This window comes from Psychrobacter glacincola, from assembly GCF_904846215.1.
GTDB classification, from domain to species: Bacteria; Pseudomonadota; Gammaproteobacteria; order Pseudomonadales; family Moraxellaceae; genus Psychrobacter; species Psychrobacter glacincola.
Genome location: NZ_CAJGZK010000008.1, coordinates 15,325 through 38,042 on the forward strand (window position 1 = coordinate 15,325; position 22,718 = coordinate 38,042).

Sequence of the window (22,718 nt, forward strand, 5' to 3'; positions counted from 1 at the left end):
ATCAATAAAAAAGGTGGATTACATATTCGTAAATCCACCTTTTTTTTGGCTTTTATTTTTAATATCTAAATCCTATAGTCAGAGAAAAGTAATATCGATACATCAAGTACTGCTGATATTAATTTTTCTTGCTTGCTGTGCCTACTTGCTGTGCCTACGCAGACAGAGGCTGCAAAAAATTTATACCAGCAGCACTGTAGCGTTTTTGAGATATTTTAACTATATAAGCTATAGCAGCCCTCTTAAAGTCTCCAAACCGCCACCTGCCAATAGAAACAATAATCCTGCCATATTAATAACAACAGTCAAATAATAGGTTAGTCTAAACTCAGGCTTTTGTGATTTATGGCGCAAATAAGTCTGCGCGACCATTGCCCCGACCCAGCCGCCAAGCGCACTTAACAGGTGCAAGGTTGATTCAGGCGTACGCCAATCGTTATTTTGAGCAGCGGCTTTGTCTTTGGCATACATCGCATAGGTTATGATTCCTAATACTACATACCACCCAACGACCAACCAGTTCAGCTTATTTGTGACCACCAGTAATATTAAAACGCCATAAAAGCCAATACCGACGAATAAGCGTTTCTTTTGTCCAGATTCAAATTCTGCTTGCGCACTACGCTTATGATTACGCTGACGGATTTGTTTGTTTTTTTGCGCCATTTTTTGTTGTACAAAGCTCAGCTCTTGCACCTCTTTTGCTTGCAAGCGTCTTTGATGATCGTATCCAACCGTAAAAATAACCTCTTCACCGATAGCAGGACGACGCTGCGCTTTAAACGCGTTGACGTGAAAAAATATCGACTCGCCCGCTTGTGTTTCAATAAAGCCAAAGCCTTTATCATCTTGCCATTTTATGATTCGACCTTGTTGTTTGTTTGCCATGGTTACTCCCACCCTCATTTAGACTTGCCAAATATAGTACACTATTTGCGTTACACTATTTACGCTTACAACCTTTCTCAGATGGCTTATCATTTCTTTTAGGGCGTGTTGAACATTCATAACTTTAGCCAGATATAAGCGCAAGCGAGCGCTACCGTATTCTCATAACTCTGCTTGAGCTTATCAAATCTGGTTGCAACCGCCCTATACTGTTTTAGCTTAGCAAAGGCATTTTCCACTAAGTGGCGTACTTTATACAAGTCCCAGTCCATATGATCGTTAGAGGACTTCGTGTTTCGCTTCCGAGGGATGTTATCACGCGTCCCTGCTTGTTCAATATGCGCTCGTAGGGCATCAGAATCATAGCCTTTATCGGCACATAAAACCTCTGTATCGCTCAAATCGACCTTGTCTATCAAATCAGGTGCGACTTTAACATCGTGGGTCGTACCATCTGACAAGATAAAGGTGATGGGATTGCCATGCGCATCAACTGCTAAGTGAATCTTGGTCGCGCGTCCTGCCACACTTTTGCTAATGGATTGTAGGTTCTCGTTACCACCACTACTGTGCTGATGCGCTTTGATATGAGTACCATCAATAAAGACCCACTCAAGATCTGAGTCTTTGATTAATAAAGCAAACAGCGTAATCAGCTTATTACTCTTAAACCAGCGCTGGTAAGCTTTGTAGACGGTATTAGGCTTGCCAAAGTAAGCTGGTAGATCCCGCCAAGGACAGCCAACACGCATGCGATAAAGCACGCCTTCAACCGTTTGTCTAAGATTTCCTTTGTCATAGATATTAAGTTCTAGTAAGATAGGTTTCAGTCTTGTCCAGTGTTCATCTTTGAGCATGGTGCGAGGCATAGCGAACGATATCTTTTTTGTGTGAGAACTTAAAGATTAACCGTTCGCTATTTTTTTTGCCATAAATTTAGCACCAATGTTCAACACGCCCTAGTATTTTAGTATTTTTTGACCTAACTTCCCAATCCCGCAACAGATGGCTTTTGACTATGACCGACTCGCAATTTATCACGCCTAATGAAGATATACGTATCACTTTTGGCAGCCTTGTTAAGCTGCATTTTGAAGTATCGCTCGAGAACGGTACCATAATTGACTCAACATTTAGCCGTGATACGCCGGTGACTTTGACCATCGGTGATGAGAGCTTGTTGCCCGGCTTTGAGCAAGTACTGATGAACTTGCGTGCAGGCGATACGCGCACAGCTCACCTTGAGCCAGAACAAGGGTTTGGTGAGTGGAATCCTGACAATATTCAACGCTTTAGCCCTACCCAGTTTGCGCTTATCGCTGACAATCCTGAGATTGGCATGCTAGTAGAATTTGAAGACAAAGGTAAAAACACCCTACCCGGTACGATTAGTGCCATCACTGACGATGAAATCGAAGTAGACTTTAACCATCCACTTGCTGGACAATCTGTATTGTTTAAAATCAAAATTTTTCAAGTAACACCACCTGGTGTAACGGGCATACAGCTCATTTAAAACGATTTATTTAAAAGCACTATTTTAAAATAACGATAAGGATAAAAAATGCAATATCAAACACTGCCACAACTCGATGAAAAAGTTTCTAAAATCTGTTTGGGTACGATGACATGGGGACAGCAGAATGATGAGACTCAAGCGCATGAGCAAATGGACATGGCGCTCAGTGAAGGGGTGAATTTTTGGGATACGGCTGAGATGTATCCGTCACCACCGGATAAAGACAAGCAAGGCGATACCGAACGATTTATGGGCACTTGGTTCCATAAAACCAAACAACGCGATAAAGTCATTCTTGCCAGTAAGATATCGCCGATGGATTTTTTGCGTGATGGACAAACGCGCTTTAACGCAGCCCATATTAGTAGCGCCATCGACGGCAATCTTGAGCGTTTGCAGACTGATTATATTGATATCTACCAATTACACTGGCCTGAACGTCAAACGAACTATTTCAGTCAGCTCGGTTATACCGAAGCAATGGCAGCGCAGCCGCTCGATAATTTAACGCCTTTTTTAGAGACCATCCAAGCGCTAAACGATGAAATTAAAAAAGGTCGTATTCGTGCTTATGGCTTATCAAACGATACCGCTTGGGGTCTAATGCGCTACTTATGGGAAGCAGATAAAAATGGTTTGATCGCACCTATTACGGTGCAAAATCCTTATAGTTTACTTAATCGCTCATATGAAGTTGCTATGGCAGAGATTGCTCATCGTGAAAATGTGGGTTTACTTGCTTATTCACCGCTTGGCTTTGGTGTGCTGTCTGGTAAGTACCTTGATGGCAAACGTCCCACTGGCGCGCGCCTGACCATGTATGATCGCTTTGCCCGTTATACCAATGAAGAAGCACTATCAGCTACCGTTCAATATGCCAAAATCGCAGCGGATGCCGGTTTGGATATGGCACAGATGGCATTGGCCTTTGTCAATTCTCGCTCTTTTGTTACCAGTAATATCATTGGTGCCACCACGACCGAGCAATTGAAATCTAACATCGATAGCATCCATTTAACCTTAAGCTCGGATATATTAGCCGCTATCGAAGCAGTGCATACGCAGCAACCCAATCCATCTCCATAGTTGATGCGTATTGAATTTTTATAAATTAAAGTATTTATTAAGAATAAGAAAAAGGCGCAAATCGCGAGTATTATCACTGCGATTTGCGCCTTTTTTATACCAACTTAGCCGATTTAAAAAATATATAGTCAGTGAAAAGTAATATCGATACATTATGTACTGCTGGTATCAATTTTTCTTGCTTGCTGTGCCCATGCAGACAGAGGCTGCAAAAAATTTGTACCAGCAGTACCGTAGCGTTTTTAGAGTATTTTGACTATAGAATTAAACTTTCGCTACTTTGGTCAATACGCGAGAATGTAATTCAGCTAAGCCTTCTTGCATACGCGATTGTAATAAATCCGTCAGCTGACTTTTGGTCAAACCTTTGGGATCTATTGGCTCAAGCGGCAATACATAAGCCGTGACATCTTTAGTATCGAGTACCTTTTTTATACTCTCTTTCATCGTAAGCTTACCAAAATAGGGCAATGCTTCGCTCAAGGTGCCGTCTTTATTGACATAAGCAACCACCAGTGGGCGCACAGGTACGTCAGCATCTATCGCTGCTTGTAGCAAGGTACCATGGATACGTTTGATTTTTTTGCCGTCTGTCGTGGTCGCTTCAGGGAAAAAGATAACCGAGAAGCCTTTGGTTAAAAAGTTGGCCATTTGCGTCGCGACTGAACCTGCATCACCAGAACCACGCTCGATAAACACCGTGCCTGCCGCGTGTGCCAGCTTACCAAAGATAGGCCATTCACCAATTTCAGCTTTGGATAAGAAAAAAGCAGGGCTCACTGTACCGACCACAGGGATGTCCATCCATGATATATGATTAGACACCCATAGCCCATGGTGTTGCTCTACCCGCTCAACGGCAATGACTTTGACGCCAAAAGAGCCTGCCATTTTTCGGCAAAAAGTTTGGATATAACGTGGCAGTGTTTCGCGTGGTGGCTGTTTAAATGCCCCGATACGCTGGGCAGCACGCAGCCCGCCAGCGATAGTAGTGGTCATACCAGCAAGTTGCTTGCCACGTCCCAATTGCTGTTTGAGTGAAAAGCCTGATTTGGTTTGGCTCATTTGTGTCCCTCGTGATTAAAAACTTATGATTATATATGGTAAACAAAGGCAATGAGTATAACAAAGTTTATCCAGTCAGTGACGACTTGTTCACTGACTTATGAATAGGTTTTGTGAGTAATTTGCTGCTAACGTCTCTAACTGATTCAGCTTAGAAAGAATATCGCACTGCTAGGATACAATACTGCCTAATGAACGCTGTAACATAAAATCATCGCTAATTGTATGAATAAACTTTAATATCAACTGATAAGACCACATATAAATGGTTATCTGAACGCGACTATTATGGTTATTCTATTTATATTAGATTGGTAATTTATTCACTTTATTGAATGAAACCCAAATATTTAGAGCTGATATTTAGAATAAGCAGCGTTGCGATTTATTTACTTTATGGATAGGTGATACTCTTTGGAATATTTTGAAAGACATACCGGTGGCGAGCGCGCCATCATCGTACATTTAGACATCCGCCAAATTCAAGATCCTGATGATCTGGGTGAGTTTGAGCTATTGGCAGACTCAGCAGGCGCAGATCGCTTGGCACTGGTCACAGGCTCACGTGCCCGTCCCGATGCCAGATATTTCGTTGGTAGCGGCAAAGCAGAAGAGATAGCAGAATTGGTGCGCGAGCATGATGCAGATATCGTGCTTTTTAACCACAGCTTATCGCCCTCACAAGAACGTAATATTGAAGCCTTGGTACAATGCCGCGTACTTGATCGCACGGGTCTGATTTTAGACATTTTTGCTCAGCGTGCACGTACTTACGAAGGTAAGCTACAAGTAGAGCTGGCGCAGCTTAATCACTTATCGACGCGCTTGGTTCGTGGTTGGACGCATTTGGAACGTCAAAAAGGCGGTATTGGTCTGCGTGGACCCGGTGAAACCCAGCTTGAGACGGATCGTCGCTTGTTACAAGTGCGAGTCATGCAGCTCAAAAGTAGAATTGAAAAAGTCAGACAGACACGTGCGCAAGGTCGAGCCCGCCGCCAAAAATCAGACGTACCGACTATCTCGCTTGTAGGTTATACCAATGCTGGCAAGTCTACCTTGTTTAATCGCTTGGTCGATGAGAACATCTATGCGGCTGATAAACTGTTTGCGACGCTAGATCCTACTCTGCGACGCCTAGACTGGCAAGGTGTTGGACGCGTGGTATTGGTCGATACGGTCGGTTTTGTCCGTCATCTGCCACATGAGTTGGTCGAATCTTTCCATGCAACCTTAGAAGAGACGCTAGAGGCAGATTTGCTGCTACACGTCATCGATTCTTCGAGTGAAGACATGCATGAGCAAATTCAGGCGGTCAAAGATGTACTGGCCAAAATTGATAACGATGTGCCTGTGCTCAATGTCTATAATAAGATCGATCTAACCGATGAGCCTGCACGTATCGGTTATGCCAGCGAAGGTCAGCCTAATCGCGTCTATGTCTCTTCTAGAGAAAACCTAGGTATGGAAGAATTGTCATTGGCCGTACAGCAGTTACTCACCGGCACACTGACTACCTTTGATTTGACGTTACCTTACAATGCTGGGCAGTTAAAAAATACTTTGTATGAGCTGGGTGTTATTCAAGAAGAAAGCTACGATGACAGTGGTCATGAATGTTTAACGATTCGCTTGCCAAGCGATAGACTGAGACAATTGCTGGGTCAAGCCAATTTAGAGCCTCTAGATGTATTGCCATTAGCGCAAGCGACACTGCTGATGCCGATACTTGAAGAGTTTGAACAGCCTGATGAAGAGGAAGAACAAACGATGACGGACGCTGAAGAAAAAGCGTTTGCTGAATTTGAGGCGTTAAATGCTGAAGCTGAGAGAGTAGCAGAAGACTTGATAATAGAAGACGTTCAAACATCTGACTTGCAAAAATAAGTCATTTCCTTAAAATACTTTGAGTGAATATAAAAAGGACGCTATCGATGATTCGCGTCCTTTTTAATGTTAGATCAACCTAGTGCACAAGAGAAACGTGTATCAGCAGTAGCTATAGTTAAAATATCTCAAAAACGCTACAGTGCTGCTGGTATAAATTTTTTGCAGCCTCTGTCTGCCTAGGCACAGCAAACAAGAAAAATCGACCCCAGTAGTGATTGATAACATTTGTATTTCTTTTATTTAGGACTGATTATAGTTATTTTAATACAAAAGTGTTATAGCGCTATTGGTATGAATTTTGCGCAGCCTCTGGGAACGCAGCACGCCAGTAAAATTTATACCAATAGCGTGTTTAAATTTTCATAACATTTTTATTGTCATCTGACTATATATCGATATATTAATACATCGATTTTATTATTTACAGACTATATCGACACTATTGACCGATACCCTTTATTAGTTGGGTCACTCTATATATAATCGCTTATACTGCCCTCGTGAGTCTCCTCTCACTCATCTTTTTACTCTCTTATCGACACCTGACGGGGTCCACTTGCTTATGAAGTCTACCCATTCTTCAAAAATGCCCTTGTGGATGGCATTACTTTTGACACTCGCCATGGTTATCACGGTTCGCGAGTCGGCGGTGATGGTCTGTCAGTGGCTGGGTATTGAAAAAGCGGCCAATATCGTCGGCTTATTGACGATGTTCTGTATTTTGATAGTTTGGCGGTTTATCAAAGGTATCCCAAGTTGGCTGACCCAAGCGAGCAATACCTTGCTAGTCGATAGTGGCTTTGCTTTTTTGCCAGTCTCTGCCGGTGCAGGCTTGCTGTTATTTGGCTTAGGAGACGAGCTATGGGGCTTTATGCTTACCATACTCATTAGCACACTGATACCGCTTTGGGGATTTGCGGTGTTATCCAATCGCTGGCTAAATCGCGATAATGATGTGAATCCTAACAGCACTATTAACGAGCAAAAATGATAGCCTTGAGCGGTATGAATAAAGACAGCCTTGAGCGGTATAAATAATGACAGCCTTGAGCGGTATGAATGAAGGAATATTATGAGTTTTGATAATGCGTTTGTGGCAACTCTTGCGGCGATATTGCTCACTTTAACTGCCCATATCATCGCTCGCATATTGGCACGCAAACTCTCATGGTTGCCGATGGTCATTACCGCACTGGTATTGGTCGTTATATTTTTATTCATTTTTCAATGGGATTACACTCATTATTACGGCGTTGCCAAACCTGTCTTTGACCATTTATTAGGTTATGTCACGGTATTACTAGCTATACCCCTAGCAGCCATGAATTTCAAAGGCTTACCGGTCAAAAAACTCATCACAATTGTGGCGATGGCAAGTTTGATTGGGGCATTATTACCGATGTCATTGGCCTACCTATTTTCACTCAGTCACGATACGATATTGGCCTTTGCCAGTCGTTCAGTGACCACGCCGATTGGTCTGAGCATCGCAGATTTAATCAAAGCACCTCTGGCGATGGCAAATCTGATTATTATCGTTTCAGGTCTTATTGGCGGGACATTGGCGCGTTTCTTATTTGTTGGCATTGAGGATGATCGTGCCAAAGGCTTAGCACTTGGCTTAGTGGCTCATGCGTTTGGTACGGTAGAAGCGTGGCAGATTAGTCATACAGCGGGACGATATGCAGCATTTGGCTTGGCAGTGAATGGTTTGGTCACTGCTATTTGGGTACCTATCTTTGTCACAGCGCTGTCTGTTTGATGGCGATTTAACATAGCACTGCTGTTTTTTGACATAGCACTGCTTTATAACATTTGTACTTCTTTTATTTGTGACTCACTATAGCTGCCCTCTATTTCTCCCTCACTTTAAATAGCCTTTAGCCACGTCTGACCGCGCTCTTAACAAGGCAACATGCAATACCGTATTGATTTCATTAAAAAATTTTACAATTTAAATGTTTGTTTGCGCAGCTTATCAGGGCAATCAGATGTAGTAAGAAGTTATTATATGTTATAGTAAGCAACTATTATTTTTTGTATCTATTGCAATTGGTTTTTGTTAGCCGTGGCTGTGCTTTGTAGCGCTGAGGTTAGAGCCTATAAATATTGCAGACACAATAACCGCTTTGTCGCGCAAACCGATGCGTCTATGAGCAAGGCAATTTGCTACTACTCGATAAAAAGTGATAACTCTATGATAAATATTGCACCTTTCATGACTCGCTGCTTGTCTCCTATTTTACTCACTGCCGTCGCCCTATCTAGCTTATCTCTATCTGTTGCTGCCCAAGCAGGCAATATGTATATCTATAAAGACAAAGGCGGACAAGTACTCCTGACCAACGTCAATCCCAGTGGGAATTTTGATAAATTTACTAAAAAAGTAAAAGTCACTTATTATAAAGACTCTAGTCTATATGATGGTGGTAGTAGCAGTAATAGCAATGACTATGGCAGTAGCGCTGCAAGCAGCAGCGGTAGTCGTAACGCTTATGACAGCTATATTAATGCCTCGGCGCAGCGTCATGGTGTTGATCCAGGACTTATGAAAGCCATGATGCATACTGAATCCGCTTTTAACCCAAATGCTCGCTCGCCAGTCGGTGCGCAGGGTTTAATGCAGCTAATGCCAGCAACGGCACGTCGATTTAAGGTAAGTAATCCTTGGAATCCTGCCGACAATATTGAAGGCTCTGCCAAATATGTCGCTTGGCTGATGCGCCGCTTCAACAACAATGTCGAGTTTGCAGTAGCGGGTTACAACGCCGGTGAAGGTAACGTCGATAAGTACAATGGCATTCCACCGTTTAAAGAAACGCGTAACTACGTTAAAAGCGTGATGAGCCGCTATCATAGCCTGTATAAAAACGATGCAGGGTTATCTGGCAATACCATGAATGCCAATAATAGCAATACCACCAATACCAATAATAGCGGTGGCGTGCAAAACGTCAGCTATGGCACGAGTAGCAATAGTAATAGCGCAAGCTATGCCAACTCTGCTTATTTGGCATTGCGTTAATATCGTCAATCCAAAATAAAAATAACAGTCATAAAAAACCCGTTAAATAAATAACGGGCTTTTTTATGCTTGATTGCTTCTTATATAAAGCAATCTATAAGTACTGAGCAAAAAAACTCAGTACTTACTGCATTTTAAAACTTACTGGTTAGCTAGTGCTTGAGTTGCAGCAACTTCAGCAGCAAAATCTTCTTGCTTCTTCTCAATGCCTTCACCGACTTCTAGACGTTTGAAACCAAGTACTTTTACGCCTTCAGCTTTTAATACGTCACCAACTTTTTTCTCATTGTCCATAACGTATGGCTGACGTAATAAAGTCACTTCTTCTAGGTACTTACGTAGACCACCTTCGATCATTTTTTCAACGATGTTATCAGGCTTGCCAGACTCACGTGCTTTTGCTTCAATGATGTCTTTTTCGCGAGCTAATAAATCAGCAGCGACGTCTTCGTCATCGATAGCAACTGGGTTGAACGCTGCGATATGCATAGCAAGGTTTTTGCCAGTTTCTGCACTGCCACCTTCATAAGATACCACGACACCGATACGTAGACCATGGCGGTATGCAGCAATATTAGCACCTTCAAGTACTTCAACACGGCGAATTTGGATATTCTCGCCGATTTTTTGTACCAAAGATACACGTGCTTCTTCAACGGTTTGACCATTACCATATTGCAATTCAGCGATAGCAGCTACATCAGTCACGTTATTTTCTAGGGCAAGGTTCGCTACTGTTTCTGCAAAGGCTGTGAAGCTGTCATCTTTTGCCACGAAGTCAGTTTGGCAGTTCACTTCTAACAAGAATGCCTTGCTGTCGCCTTGAGCGATGATGATAGCGCCGTCAGCTGCGATATTACCCGCTTTTTTAGCCGCTTTCGCTTGACCAGATTTACGTAGGTTATCAATGGCCGTTTCGACATCGCCGTTTGATTCTTCTAACGCTTTTTTACATTCCATCATGCCAAGACCAGTACGGTCACGCAATTCTTTTACCATTTTGGCAGATACTTTTACTTCTGACATAAGAGTTACCTTTTATTATGTAGGTGAGCATTATTATATATGGAAGTGCACAATATCTAAACGCACTTAAATTCTGTCTAGCGGCTTAACAGCGCCACTTTAATAAATCCGCTTTAACAATAAGGCATGACGAGTAACACTACATCATGCCTATTGTTTATCTTTATGCTGTCTATACTATTAGTCATGTTATATGGCTACCAATAGACAAACTATCAAGACAGCCTTACAACATTAAACCATATCACTCAGCGATTTATTCTGCTGGAGTCGCCGCTTCTTCAGTTTGAGCATCAGCTGCTTCTTCAGTAGCAGGTGCTTGCTCTGCGTCTTGTGCTTGGTCAGCTTCACCACCAGCTTGAGTTTGTGCGTATTCTTTACCAGCGATGATTGCATCGGCCATAGAAGTTACATACAAAGTCACAGCACGGATAGCATCATCGTTTGCTGGGATGATGTAATCAACGTTATCTGGGTTAGAGTTGGTATCAACAATACCGATAACTGGGATACCTAGATTTTTAGCTTCTTTGATAGCGATTGCTTCATGATCAACGTCTACAACGAAGATTGCGTCAGGTAGACCGCCCATGTCTTTGATACCGCCCAATGAACGCTCAAGTTTTTCCATATCGCGAGTACGCTCAAGCGCCTCACGTTTGGTAAGCTTAGCGAAAGTACCATCTTCTGCTTGTTTTTCTAGCTCTTTTAGACGATTGATTGACTGGCGTAGGGTTTTCCAGTTGGTAAGCATTCCACCTAACCAGCGATGGTCAACATAAGGCATGCCAGCACGTGCTGCTTGCTCAGCGATAACGCCGCTTGCTGCGCGTTTAGTACCAACAAACAATACTTTGTTTTTCTTAGCAGCTAAACCGTTTACGTAAGTCAATGCTTCATTGAACGCTTTTACCGTGTGCTCTAAGTTAATGATATGAATCTTGTTACGGGCACCAAAAATATATGGACCCATTTTTGGATTCCAAAAACGTGTTTGGTGACCAAAGTGAGCGCCGGCTTGTAATAGGTCGCGCATTTCGATTTTGGTTGGATTCTTTGTAGCCATGTTAAATGTCCTGTTGGTTGGGTTATGCCTCCACATCACAAAAACTGCCTATCTAGCGACACGCATCTACTGACGGTTAATGTCTATTAATAAAACACCTAGCCGTAAAGCAAATTAATCAAGTCGCCAAACACCCAGCAATTTTTTGCCATGATGTGTGTGTCATTGGTTGATGGGTTTATTGGTTAATTAAAAAAATTGAGCTATGATTTGAAAATACAGAATACTGTAGGATAAAAATAGCTGGGCTGTATTTTATCATATAACGCTTAGCGACTGCTAGCGCTATTGTAAGGTTTAAGTGGATGATAATGCATAAAAAAACGACGTCTCACCGTCGTTTTTTTATTAAACATCAGGTTAAGCGACACTGATACCAATGACCGCTTTATAACCTCGCCACGTAAATGGCGTGACATAGCTTTGACGGTCTTTTGGCAGATAAGGGATACTGGGTATGCCCTCGATAATCTTGGGCGGCGAGATAATAAAATCGGCACCAAACTCGGTACGGGCATTGCCTGAAATGGTATTTGCCATCTCACCGAGCAAGTCTTTCATCATCGTCATAGATGAGTCAGGCTCACCCATCACTTTGATGACTTCACGCAGCATACTGCTTGGGGCACTGACATAGACACAGCCTTCAAGCGGTCCAGATATTTTAATCATGCCGCTATAATCGTAACCAACGGCATTTGTATTACTGTTTAGGTAAGGCGTATCAATCAACACTGCCTCATCATCAATCTGGGCAAAAAATGCACTGATTGAGCTTAAAAAGACACCTAACTTTTCAACATTAACCATAATTATTTATCGTCCATATTTATCATCAGAGGATTATATATTCAGTCTTGTAAACAGACTACAATCTCTCCGATTTGACCGCGCCAACTCACTGGAATGATAAAAGAACGTCCACTTTTAGGCAAAATGATACTTTGCGGCGAGCCCTTAAAGACAAAGGGTACAGAGATATGGAATTCTGGACCAAACTCTTGACGAGCATTACCCGAAACCGTATTGGCAACCTCGCCGACAAGGTCTACTAAATTATCCTCACTTTTATCTGTCTCGCCCATACTATCTAGAATACTGCTCAATAGCGCCGTGGTTGCCGTAAAATAAACCACCCCTTTTTGCACCCCTGATATACCGATGACGCCCGTATAATCATGGACTTTTGGCTGTTGGTTTTCTAACAAGTAAGGCGTATCGACCACCAACTCATCATTACCAAACTGAGTAAAATAGTTGGTAATGATACTCACAAAAATTTGTAAATTCTGCTCTTTCATAATGTGTGTTCTTTAATAAGGTATTTATTAAAATTATTGGACAATATTAGTCTTGTACCAGCTCATACAAAGACTCTACCAGCTCTTCTTCTGAAAAAGGCTTGCACAAGAATCCACTCGCGCCCAATGATAACGCTTCAATGCCAGTAGATTTGTCAGACAAGGCTGAGACCACCAAGATACGAACGTCAGGGTCGATAGCAATGATTTTTTCAATACATTCAAGACCATCCATTTGTGGCATGGTCAAATCCATGGTCACCACATCTGGACGATGAATATTGAACTTTTCAAGCGCTTGAACGCCGCTGGTTGCCGTAGCAACCAACATGAATTGACCTGAGTCATAAGCGCGCTGAATACGGTTTCGAATGATATTTGAATCATCGACGATCATTAATTTATACATAGCTTCTTTATTGTCCTTAATTACGCAGCAGGCAAGGTAATGACAAAACGGGTCATTTTTCCAAGCTCAGTATTAACATTCAGCTTACCGTTGTGCTCTTTGACCAACGCCTTGATGACGTCTAAGCCCACACCGCGGCCGCCATCTTCATCGGCATGTTCTTTGGTTGAGAAACCAGACGCAAACAAGGTTTTGAGCAGATCACCATGAGTCATCTGACCTGCCTCTTCTTGCGTGAAGCGACCATCAGCAATCAGCTTATGACGAATGCCTTCATAATCAATACCTTGACCGTCATCTTGCAGTGCAATGACTAAGTTTTGACTGTCACGTTGCATCTCTAAATCGATACTACCGATGGCAGACTTGCCCGCTGACTGACGCGCTTCAGGTGATTCGATACCATGTACCACGGCATTACGTAACAACTGAATACTGATCTCTTTGATCGGTTGTTTGAGACGTTCAGGGATGTTTATATGCGCTAAATTATGACCGTTAAGCTGTATTTTCTTGCCTTGTCTAACCGCAATGTCTTTAGCAAAATCCTGATAATAAGATAAATGCTCATCATCTGACTCATCGTTCAAATCAATGTCATTACCGCCATCGAAATTTATATTAGTGGTAGCAGCATCTGCTACTTGAGCTTGGAAAACACTTGGTTGTGGTTCAGGCTTTACTGGCGATACAGGTTTTGCATTATTGTTAGCTTTTGGCGCTGCCTGATTGATACGTTCACCTAGCGTCTCAATAGTATTCGATAGGCTGAGTAAGTCATCCAAATGCACGGCGAGCGGTAGGAAATTATTGCCTGACAGCTTGCCTTGATTTTGCAGCGCATCAAGCTTATCTTCAGCATCTGACGCAATCTTGGTAAAGCTATGCAGTTTAAGCGCAGATGCCTCACCTTTTAGGCTATGCATTTCACGATAAATCGCTTTTAACTTACCCTCAAGCTCAAATTGCGAGCTACCAGGATTTTTCAGGATATTGTTCATCTTATCGATGTGAGCTTTGGTATTGCTAATAAACTCATTAATAATTTTTGGATTCACGTTTAAGATGGTCGTTAACATTTCAATCTGCATATCATTTTGCGAGCGCTCTTTTTCTAGGCGCTGCTCTAAATATACTGCATCTGAGACGTCATTGACGTTGACCAAAATACGGGCAATATCCTTGTCCTCATAGACGCGTGAAAATTTAAAGTCTAAAAAGCGATTGGTGGTGCTCTCTTCTCCGGACGTATTATGTAGCATGACTTTGTGCAGAGGGTTCAAAGAATCGACCAGTTTTTCCTTGACACGTGGGTTGTATAACTGCTCGATAAACTGACGCGTGGTTCTCAAATCTTTGTCTGAGATACGACCACGCAACACATCGGCAAAGTTTTCTCCTGACAATCTATCCGAACCAATAATGTCATTGAGGGCGCGCGAATGCTGTTGACCAATATTTAGGTCTTTATCCAACAAGAACAGACCGGTATTGACTGTTTCCATAATCTCTTGTGTTTCGCGGCGCGCGGTGATCAGCTCTTCATCAGAGGATTTCAACCGACGGACGAAATATAAGACAAAGACAATAAAATATAAAATGGCGAATGAAATACCAAAGACTTGGAGGTTTCGTAGGAACGCTGCGCGTTGAGCGTTTTCAGCACTCAAATTGTTACTAAGGTTGGTGGCATTATCATAAATACCGAGTGCGCTTTCTCCAAACTTATTCTCTAGCGCATTGGTACCTAAAGCCAACGGCGAGTTTATAAAACGGGTTACTTCTTGTTTATAAGGCATCCACAGACTTGAAGTGTTTTTTACATATTTGACTTGCTCAGGTGCAGTTGATGGCTTATAAGCGTCTTCATCGTCACGAATAGCAACATTACCACCCTTGCTAAGGGTTGTAATTTCTTTATCAATGTCTTGTGTCAGCTGAGTTATTTTGGCTTCTTGTGACTGTAGCGCTGATACGGGTTGCTGCTGCTGACGCATTATATTAAGCAGGTATATCTCTTGAGTAAGATGGGGAATATCACTTCGAAGATTCGAGCTTAATGCAGAGCCCGCTCGCAAGTCTCGAATCTTGAGTGAGTTATAAATACTGGTGACCAAAACGCCTGAGGTCAGCAATAAGAAGATAACGACAGAGACGATAATTGACGTATAGCGACTTTTAGGGATTTCCAAATTTGGACGTGAAGAAGATGCATCCACAATTAACTTCCTTGTTTAAATAGAGCATGAACTAAGATTAAATTTTTAATAACTGAAGATTAGAATATTGACAATTTTCGATGAAAAATAATTTCAACCTATAGTCAAAATATCCTAAAAACGCTACGGTACTGCGGGTACAATTTTTTGCAGCCTCTGTCTGCGTAGACACAGCAAGCAAGAAAAATTGATACCAGCAGTACCTAATGTGTCGATGTTACTTTTCATTGACTATAACAATATGCTTATTAGCAATCATGAAACGTGCTTAGCGTTAGACACGCAGATACGTTTTCATAAAGACACACCTTAAAGTGTCTATATAAAGTTAGATAAGATTTTTATAGAATCCTGAATAATAGGAACCTTGAATAAAACAATGGAGATAAAAGGACTTATTTTGCGGCTTATAATGAGATTACACTCTAGTAAGGATCTACCATAAATCTGTAGTTTTTATTACATAAATTTACATTTTCATAATACTTAAATGAACTGATGAATGCAACAATTTTGTTTGACTCTTTGACAATTTATTTAATACATTCCTTAAAAATACTCTATTACTGCCAATTTCCATTATAAAAAAAGCATTCAGACGATGAATACGTACTGAATGCTTTTTTTAATGAAGACTAATAAATAGAATTGGTCAGTTAATTAATCTGCATTATCTAAATCCAAATTGCGGTCTATCTGCCAAATCAAATAGCAGCCAAGGCTCATCAATGCAAACATCGCAATACCGACTTTTAGTACTGCATTGACGGGGAATAAGTTTAATAACAATCCACCAAAGATACCTACGGAGAACATAAGCGAGCCTTGTAGCGCACTTGCCATACCAGCACGTTGCTTTTGAAAAGCCAAAGCAATCGCTGAAGCGTTTGGCTGCGTCAAACCTAAACCTGAGATACAAAAGAAAATGCAGACTAATACTAATGGCAGCCAAGCATCGGTGCCAAACATGATACCGAGCGTAAATAACGCTCCCGCTGAGATGACCTGCATCATCGCCCCAAAACGTAAAATGCTCAAAATACGAAAACGGTTGGTCAGCCATTGGTTAAGCTGCGTCAATGCTACAAAGCCTGCGGCATTCATCCCAAATAGCCAGCCAAAGTGTGTGGCTGACATACCATAAGTATCCATGATGAGTTCAGACGCTGAGCTGATATAAACAAACATCGCGCCCATCAATAATCCGCCGCCAATCGCCGGATAATTAAAGGTGGGATCTTTGAGCAATTCCCAATATTGACTGAGTATTTCTTTAGCAGGACGCACATTGCGATTTTCTTCACTAAGCGTCTCAAAAAAGAAAAACTTGGTCAGCAGTAAATTGAGCGTACCAAAGGCGGCCAAGAACCAGAAGATAGAGTGCCAGCTAAAGAACTGCAAAAACACCGCGCCAAGTGATGGCGCTAATATTGGCGCCAAACCCATAACCAAAATCATGATAGAGAACGCTTTTGCCGTTTGCTTCGCTGTTAGACGGTCTCGAATCGCAGCACGGGTAACCACTGCCCCCACACACGCACCGAGCGCTTGCAACGTACGACCGGCAAACAATACATATTCATTATTGGTGGTTGCACAAATAATGGAGGCAATCACATATAAGACCATGCCTATATACAAAGGTTTGACACGACCAACACGATCACTAAATGGTCCATAAAACAGCTGACCAAATACCAATCCGACAAAATAAGCCGGTACAGAATTTGCCATAAAAGCGGTCGATACGCCAAAGTCATCAGCCATCGAGGGTAAGGCTGGCAGATACATATCGATTGATAAAGGTCCTACCGCAACGATAAGACCAAGCATCATAATCCATGCGACAGGTAAGTCAGCAGAACGTACGCGGTCAGCAGCGACCGGTTTATTAGGAAGGGAGGATTTTGGAGCAGACATAGTTAAACCATTTGATCTAGTGATTGTTATTTTATTTTTATCGAAGAACCGCTACTAAAGCAGACAATCTTATATCGGACTGTCTGCCTATATTTCAATAGAGGTATCACCTTAATAAAACAAATTGTAATCAATAAAACAAGGGTTCGTTTGAGACAAGGTTCGTTTAAGACAAGATTGAGTTATTCAAACAATAAGCTATCTATAGTTAAAATATCTCAAAAACGCTACAGTGCTGCTGGTATAAATTTTTTGCAGCCTCTGTCGGCTAGCTACAGCAAGCAAGAAAAATTAATATCAGCAGTACTTGATGTATCGACATTACTTTTCGCTGACTATAAACGCTATTAACGGAATTGGCGTTTGCCAAATACAGTACTGGCTTGCTTTGCTTTTCTAAGTGCCAGTTTACGATTGCGTCCTAACATCATCTTTAATTGCCAGACTTTTTCTATATATAAAGTCCTCGCAGATTGCTCAAACATGGCATTGATAACGCGTTTACTGGCCAATACCGCATCAGGTGAACGTTGAGCCAATTCAGTGGCAAGTTGCTGCGCCTGTTCAAGCGGCGTATCACTACAATGACTGACCAGTCCTAGCTCTTTACCTTCTTCTGCATTAACAGTACGAGCTGTCATTGCCAGCTCTTTTAGGATATCAGCGCGTACCACACCGAACCCAGATTGCGTCAAGCCCATATCGGGTACTAGCCCCCATTTGGCCTCCATGATAGACAATTTACACTCAGGATGGCTGATACGAATATCACATGCCAGCGCCAGCTGTAAGCCTGCACCGATACAATATCCTTCAAGTACGGCAATGACAGGTACTGGGACATCGCGCCACACCAAGCAAACCCGCTGAAATGAGCTTTGCCAAGGTTTGATCAGCTCCCATAGCGCAAAAGCTTGGTTTTTTGGGTGGTTTAAGTCGCCCAAATCGATACCTGCGCAGAATGTGCCTTCAGCGCCATTTAAAATCACCGCACGTATTGTTTTGTCTTTACTGATGCGACCGGCTAGCGCAATCAACTCTTCGACCACTTTAAAACTCATGGCATTTTTTTTCTCGGGCCGATTGATAGTCACCGTTAAAATATCGTTGGTGGCGCTGACTTGTAACGTCTCATATTGATAGGTGGCGATAGTGTGCATAATGATCCTTACTAACAAAACTAATGGCTGTTAAATAGAGTGATATTAACAGCCTTGCTCCTACACTACCTCATCAATAACTGACTGCCACGATAACGTGAACGCTTAGCAGCATAAAAACCTCTATTTAAATCATCTTCCAAGTCATGTCATTCTCACTCAGACGATGGTAATTAAGCTGCGGATAAGCAGACAAATCAAGCGTTTGCAAGTTATTTAAGGCAGCTAACAAAGCCTCATAATAAGGCTCTAACATCGCAAATTGCGCAGGCGTGGTATGTTGGATATTCAATAAGCACTTATCCTCTAAATCTTGGCTGGCTTGGCGCAATTGTGGCACGCCCGTATAACGACTGCCGCCCAATATACGGTGGGCAAGTTGCGCAAGCATACTGCGATTGCGCGCCTCCCATGCTTGCATCAATGCTTGTTTTTCATCGTTAATGGTATCGAGCATCATAATGATAAGCTTGGCAGCAAGATCCGGTTTATTGGCTGAACGCGTCAGTGCATCTTGCCAATCTAGAATATCCAAGGTATTAAACACAGAGTCGTTTAAGTTGCCATCTTTTTGCAGATAAGGCGTATTGACTAACAACTCCTCTTTATTATCAAGCGTTTGAATAGGACGCGTGCCAAATGCCGCTTGCCCTTGCTCTTGAAAACGAAGATTTTCATAACGTGGCTGCGTATCCCGTATATTTTCACGTCTATAATCTTCACGCGGCTGGCTGTCTCTTAGATAATCATCACGGATTTTTTTTAGTGATAAAGGTCGCTTAACTCTTTTGTCGTTACTCATCTTTGTAGGTTTATAACTCTTAACCTGCTCGCTTCGAATCATCTGATAGGTAGGCGGCGCTGCATTGTTAGGCGCAGATGAGGAAGGTTGCAGTCTCGTGTTTGCTATATCAGCATTTTGCGAGTTAGTACTTTGAGCGTCTATGGTTTGTGACTCTAATACTTGCAAGTCACCTGCTACGCGAAAACCTTGTGGATGCTCATCATTTTCTGCCGTTAATGGTGATGACGAAGCACTACGCCCAAGCCATTTTTGCAATACTTGTAACAGCTGCGGCTGACTAATAGGCTTGCCGACATAATCATTGATACCACTAGCGATTAATTTGTCCCGCTCATCTGCCAGTCCATGTGCAGTAAGCGCAATGATGGGAATATGGCTATCTGTCGCTTCAATCTTACGAATTTGCCGCGCCGCCTCATGCCCTGACATACGTGGCATTTGAATATCCATAAAGATAAGATCGATACTGTCTTTATGTTGCGCCTTACTCTTTTCTTCTGTCGTCGCGTCTTCAATATACAGCGCATTAACCGCTGATTTACTGACGTCATCCCGTGTGACTGCTTTTGAGATTTGCGTTTTTTTCGACAGGCTTTGTTTTTCAGTTTTGGCAGATTTGATATTTTTCGCTTGTTGTTTGCTGATAAGCTCTATCGCATCAAAGCCGTTACTGGCGGTAATAACATGAATGCCAAGCTCACTCAGCAGCGCATCAAGTACCAGTAAATTTGGCAGATGATCATCAACTGCCAATACGGTGACACCCTTCCATCGTGGTTCTGCAATGCCAGTAGGTACGCTACGCTTTTGCGTATCAAGCATGGCATATAACTGTCTTTTGTCTAATGGCTCATACAAGATATTGGCATGGTAACGATTGAGTAGTGCTTGGTCAGCAGCAACTTGATAACCAAAGACCGCAAGCTTACCTTGATAATGCAGACGGATTTGCTTAAGCAGTGCCATCATATCGTCTTGGGTATCATCATCAACGATGACCCAGTCCCAATAATTACCCCGCTCTTTTAACGATTCAAGTAAGCCCGGTAATGAGTTAGCTTGGGTCAACTTAATGGGCAAATATTGCAAGCTGGCTTTTAGGACTTGTATAGACGCAGTATGGTTAATCCAAATAAGAACGTTAAATTCATCAGTCGCACTGGCCAATGGCGCTAATACGGGCAGCTCAATGGTTTGTCCTGTCGCTGCCTCTATCACATCAACATGCGCTGGCATACGAAACCAAAATGTCGCGCCTTGATTGGAGATGTTTTCTTGCATATTGTCATAAAAACCAATGTCACCGCCCATTAATCGCGTTAACTGCTTGGAGATGACCAGACCCAGTCCTGTTCCACCATATTGACGCGTGATGGATGGATCTCCTTGGCTAAAGCTTTGGAAGAGCATTTTTTGATCAGAAAGTGAGATACCTTTACCACTGTCTTGCACGCTAATCATCAAATAATTGTCTTGATAGTCATCCAAGCTGACGCGCACCACCACATCACCGCTGTCCGTAAATTTAATCGCATTACCGACAATATTGGTCAATACTTGCTTGAGGCGCAGCGCATCACCGTTGATACGCATTGGCACATCGTTATAGAAGAGTACCGCCATGCGCAGACCTTTTTCGGCAGACACCGGTGACAACATATCGACCACATCATAGATAGTGTCATAAAGATCAAACTCATGGCGATCTAGTACCAACTTGCCCGCTTCAATTTTGGAGAAATCAAGCACATCATTGACCAATGCCAATAAGTGCGCGGATGATTTGCGGATGGTCTGTACATACAAGTCTTGTTCGGGATTGAGCTCACCGTGACGCGCAAGCAAGTTAATAAAGCCATCGATGCTATTGAGCGGCGTACGTAGCTCATGACTGATATTGGCTAAAAACGCTGATTTGGCTTGGCTGGTAGAGATTGCCGCATCACGCGCATTACGAATAGAGATGTTTTGCATCTCCATCTCATCAAAAGCAAGACGCAAATCATCCTCGGTCTGCTCCGCGTGCTCTTTCAGCTCTTGAAAACTGACATATAAACGGCGTAATGTTCTCACCAAATCTTGTTGTAATAAATTCAGCTCACCGTTTGATTCAACCGGAATAGGCTGATAAAGATTATCAACATGAGTACGCTGTAATTGCAGCCGCAGCTCATAAATCGGCGCAATCCAACGTTTTGAGTAGATATTTAGACTTAGTAGCAGAATTAACAGCGTAAACAAACCAGTAATCATCAATGCCATGGCAATACGGTAGCGCGCGATATACAGCGGCTCGCTATCCATATCGACTAACAACCACAGCGTTTGACCCTCAAATTCACCCAATATACTGCCATAAGCGGTACCGATAGCAGTTGGCTTTTGCGCCAAAAAACGCTCTGATGAATCTATTACAGGCCACGCCTCATTCGTACCATAGCCAACTGTCGCCAGTACGTCATTATTCTGATTGACAATGGCGATACGCTGGACATGTTGCTCTGCCCGCATACGCCCGAGTTTATCGTGAATACCGTCTAGCGTTGCCATCGCAGCTTGTGAGATATTATCGGTAGTGCTTTCATTGTTGTTTTTTGATGTTTGCGCCTTGGCATCATTTTGTGCTAGCAATTCAGGGACAATCTCTGCAATCGTTGGCGAATAGCGGATAAGTACCGCCTCAGCTAGCACTGCTTGCTCTGAATTACTGGCCCGCATGGTTTCATAAAACACCAAGATACCGCCCACTGCTGCGAGTAAACAGATGGGCAAAAATACCAATATGACCAGCTGACCATAGGCGCTACTGGTATCAAAACGTTTTTTGTAAGCCATGCTGGGTACCATCTCCACTACTGTTTTTGCTATCGATATTTTACAATGCTTTTACTGATCGCTTATGTATCATCTATCCATGACTATATATAGTCAGAGAAAAGTAATATCGATACATCAAGTACTGCTGATATTCATTTTTCTTGCTTGCTGTGCCTATGCAGACAGAGGCTGCAAAAAATTTATACCAGCAGCACTGTAGCGTTTTTGAGATATTTTAACTATATAGCTTGTGATTATCTTAACAGGATTCCATTAGCCGCTGTTAGACAATCATTGATAAAGCTATCTGCGCTAAGCACCATCAAAAACAAGATGATATAATGGTGCACATTTTTATTTGCCACAATAAACACCTGACAGCCGCGCTGTATTCACTTATTATTGTTAACGCATTTATTAGTACGTGATTATTTAGTACGTGATTATTTAGTACGTGATTATTTAACACATCCATACCACCGTATTATTCACTTATCAAAACGCGACTTTCGCCTTTAACGCATG

Annotated in this window: 18 protein-coding genes; 6 read left to right on the top strand and 12 right to left on the bottom strand. The window is 42.4% G+C overall.

The genetic code is table 11. The features are described from left to right. Positions 1-228: 228 nt before the first annotated feature. Positions 229-888, bottom strand: coding sequence for a DUF1294 domain-containing protein (locus JMW90_RS06395; protein ID WP_201562359.1), 660 nt, complete (start codon positions 886-888; stop codon positions 229-231). Positions 889-1,004: 116 nt separating this feature from the next. Beyond that, positions 1,005-1,757, bottom strand: a complete 753-nt coding sequence (locus JMW90_RS06400; protein ID WP_201562361.1) for an IS5 family transposase — start codon at positions 1,755-1,757, stop codon at positions 1,005-1,007. Between the two features lie 149 nt (positions 1,758-1,906). Between JMW90_RS06400 and JMW90_RS06405 the strand changes: the two genes are divergently transcribed. Then, complete coding sequence (locus JMW90_RS06405; RefSeq protein ID WP_201562363.1) at positions 1,907-2,404, top strand: FKBP-type peptidyl-prolyl cis-trans isomerase; 498 nt, start codon at positions 1,907-1,909, stop codon at positions 2,402-2,404. Between the two features lie 48 nt (positions 2,405-2,452). Continuing rightward, entirely contained in the window at positions 2,453-3,493 is a 1,041-nt protein-coding gene (locus JMW90_RS06410) for an aldo/keto reductase (RefSeq protein WP_201562365.1), read from the top strand. Positions 3,494-3,757: 264 nt separating this feature from the next. On the opposite strand, the gene JMW90_RS06415 is transcribed toward JMW90_RS06410, so the two are convergent. Then, on the bottom strand, positions 3,758-4,558 hold the full coding sequence (locus JMW90_RS06415; protein WP_201562367.1) for a lysophospholipid acyltransferase family protein: 801 nt from the start codon (positions 4,556-4,558) through the stop codon (positions 3,758-3,760). A 414-nt stretch (positions 4,559-4,972) separates the two neighbouring features. On the opposite strand from JMW90_RS06415, the gene hflX reads away from it, so the two are divergent. From hflX to JMW90_RS06435, 4 genes are all read left to right on the top strand, one after another. Beyond that, on the top strand, positions 4,973-6,442 hold the full coding sequence (hflX, locus tag JMW90_RS06420; protein WP_201562369.1) for a ribosome rescue GTPase HflX: 1,470 nt from the start codon (positions 4,973-4,975) through the stop codon (positions 6,440-6,442). 565 nt (positions 6,443-7,007) lie between these two features. After that, a complete protein-coding gene (locus JMW90_RS06425) occupies positions 7,008-7,436 on the top strand; it encodes a CidA/LrgA family protein (RefSeq protein WP_201562371.1) in 429 nt (142 codons plus the stop codon). Between the two features lie 81 nt (positions 7,437-7,517). After that, entirely contained in the window at positions 7,518-8,207 is a 690-nt protein-coding gene (locus tag JMW90_RS06430) for an LrgB family protein (protein ID WP_201562373.1), read from the top strand. A 435-nt stretch (positions 8,208-8,642) separates the two neighbouring features. Further along, positions 8,643-9,470: a lytic transglycosylase domain-containing protein gene (locus JMW90_RS06435; RefSeq protein WP_201562375.1), complete on the top strand. Its 828-nt coding sequence runs from the start codon at positions 8,643-8,645 to the stop codon at positions 9,468-9,470. A 141-nt stretch (positions 9,471-9,611) separates the two neighbouring features. Here the strand turns inward: JMW90_RS06435 and tsf are convergent, their stop codons facing one another. The 9 genes from tsf to JMW90_RS06480 form a co-directional block, all read right to left on the bottom strand. Beyond that, positions 9,612-10,496: a translation elongation factor Ts gene (tsf, locus tag JMW90_RS06440; protein ID WP_201562377.1), complete on the bottom strand. Its 885-nt coding sequence runs from the start codon at positions 10,494-10,496 to the stop codon at positions 9,612-9,614. Between the two features lie 256 nt (positions 10,497-10,752). Then, positions 10,753-11,562 carry a 30S ribosomal protein S2 gene (gene rpsB, locus JMW90_RS06445; RefSeq protein ID WP_201562379.1) on the bottom strand — a complete coding sequence of 270 codons (810 nt, stop codon included), beginning with the start codon at positions 11,560-11,562 and terminating at the stop codon, positions 10,753-10,755. 360 nt (positions 11,563-11,922) lie between these two features. Further along, complete coding sequence (locus JMW90_RS06450) at positions 11,923-12,372, bottom strand: chemotaxis protein CheX (RefSeq protein WP_201562381.1); 450 nt, start codon at positions 12,370-12,372, stop codon at positions 11,923-11,925. 41 nt (positions 12,373-12,413) lie between these two features. After that, positions 12,414-12,863 carry a chemotaxis protein CheX gene (locus JMW90_RS06455; protein ID WP_201562383.1) on the bottom strand — a complete coding sequence of 150 codons (450 nt, stop codon included), beginning with the start codon at positions 12,861-12,863 and terminating at the stop codon, positions 12,414-12,416. Between the two features lie 46 nt (positions 12,864-12,909). After that, positions 12,910-13,272 carry a response regulator gene (locus JMW90_RS06460; protein WP_011512755.1) on the bottom strand — a complete coding sequence of 121 codons (363 nt, stop codon included), beginning with the start codon at positions 13,270-13,272 and terminating at the stop codon, positions 12,910-12,912. 20 nt (positions 13,273-13,292) lie between these two features. Continuing rightward, entirely contained in the window at positions 13,293-15,491 is a 2,199-nt protein-coding gene (locus JMW90_RS06465; protein ID WP_227691890.1) for an ATP-binding protein, read from the bottom strand. A gap of 660 nt (positions 15,492-16,151) precedes the next feature. Next, positions 16,152-17,411, bottom strand: a complete 1,260-nt coding sequence (locus JMW90_RS06470) for a multidrug effflux MFS transporter (RefSeq protein WP_201562385.1) — start codon at positions 17,409-17,411, stop codon at positions 16,152-16,154. A 347-nt stretch (positions 17,412-17,758) separates the two neighbouring features. Next, entirely contained in the window at positions 17,759-18,571 is an 813-nt protein-coding gene (locus tag JMW90_RS06475; RefSeq protein ID WP_201562387.1) for a crotonase/enoyl-CoA hydratase family protein, read from the bottom strand. Between the two features lie 127 nt (positions 18,572-18,698). Continuing rightward, entirely contained in the window at positions 18,699-22,211 is a 3,513-nt protein-coding gene (locus tag JMW90_RS06480; protein ID WP_201562390.1) for an ATP-binding protein, read from the bottom strand. Positions 22,212-22,718: the final 507 nt, after the last annotated feature.

Coding starts and splice junctions, on each gene's coding strand:
- JMW90_RS06395 (WP_201562359.1), bottom strand. CDS start 888: ATGGCAAACAAACAACAAGGTCGAATCATAAAATGGCAAGATGATAAA.
- JMW90_RS06400 (WP_201562361.1), bottom strand. CDS start 1,757: ATGCCTCGCACCATGCTCAAAGATGAACACTGGACAAGACTGAAACCT.
- JMW90_RS06405 (WP_201562363.1), top strand. CDS start 1,907: ATGACCGACTCGCAATTTATCACGCCTAATGAAGATATACGTATCACT.
- JMW90_RS06410 (WP_201562365.1), top strand. CDS start 2,453: ATGCAATATCAAACACTGCCACAACTCGATGAAAAAGTTTCTAAAATC.
- JMW90_RS06415 (WP_201562367.1), bottom strand. CDS start 4,558: ATGAGCCAAACCAAATCAGGCTTTTCACTCAAACAGCAATTGGGACGT.
- JMW90_RS06425 (WP_201562371.1), top strand. CDS start 7,008: ATGAAGTCTACCCATTCTTCAAAAATGCCCTTGTGGATGGCATTACTT.
- JMW90_RS06430 (WP_201562373.1), top strand. CDS start 7,518: ATGAGTTTTGATAATGCGTTTGTGGCAACTCTTGCGGCGATATTGCTC.
- JMW90_RS06435 (WP_201562375.1), top strand. CDS start 8,643: ATGATAAATATTGCACCTTTCATGACTCGCTGCTTGTCTCCTATTTTA.
- tsf (WP_201562377.1), bottom strand. CDS start 10,496: ATGTCAGAAGTAAAAGTATCTGCCAAAATGGTAAAAGAATTGCGTGAC.
- rpsB (WP_201562379.1), bottom strand. CDS start 11,562: ATGGCTACAAAGAATCCAACCAAAATCGAAATGCGCGACCTATTACAA.
- JMW90_RS06450 (WP_201562381.1), bottom strand. CDS start 12,372: ATGGTTAATGTTGAAAAGTTAGGTGTCTTTTTAAGCTCAATCAGTGCA.
- JMW90_RS06455 (WP_201562383.1), bottom strand. CDS start 12,863: ATGAAAGAGCAGAATTTACAAATTTTTGTGAGTATCATTACCAACTAT.
- JMW90_RS06460 (WP_011512755.1), bottom strand. CDS start 13,272: ATGTATAAATTAATGATCGTCGATGATTCAAATATCATTCGAAACCGT.
- JMW90_RS06470 (WP_201562385.1), bottom strand. CDS start 17,411: ATGTCTGCTCCAAAATCCTCCCTTCCTAATAAACCGGTCGCTGCTGAC.
- JMW90_RS06475 (WP_201562387.1), bottom strand. CDS start 18,571: ATGCACACTATCGCCACCTATCAATATGAGACGTTACAAGTCAGCGCC.
- JMW90_RS06480 (WP_201562390.1), bottom strand. CDS start 22,211: ATGGCTTACAAAAAACGTTTTGATACCAGTAGCGCCTATGGTCAGCTG.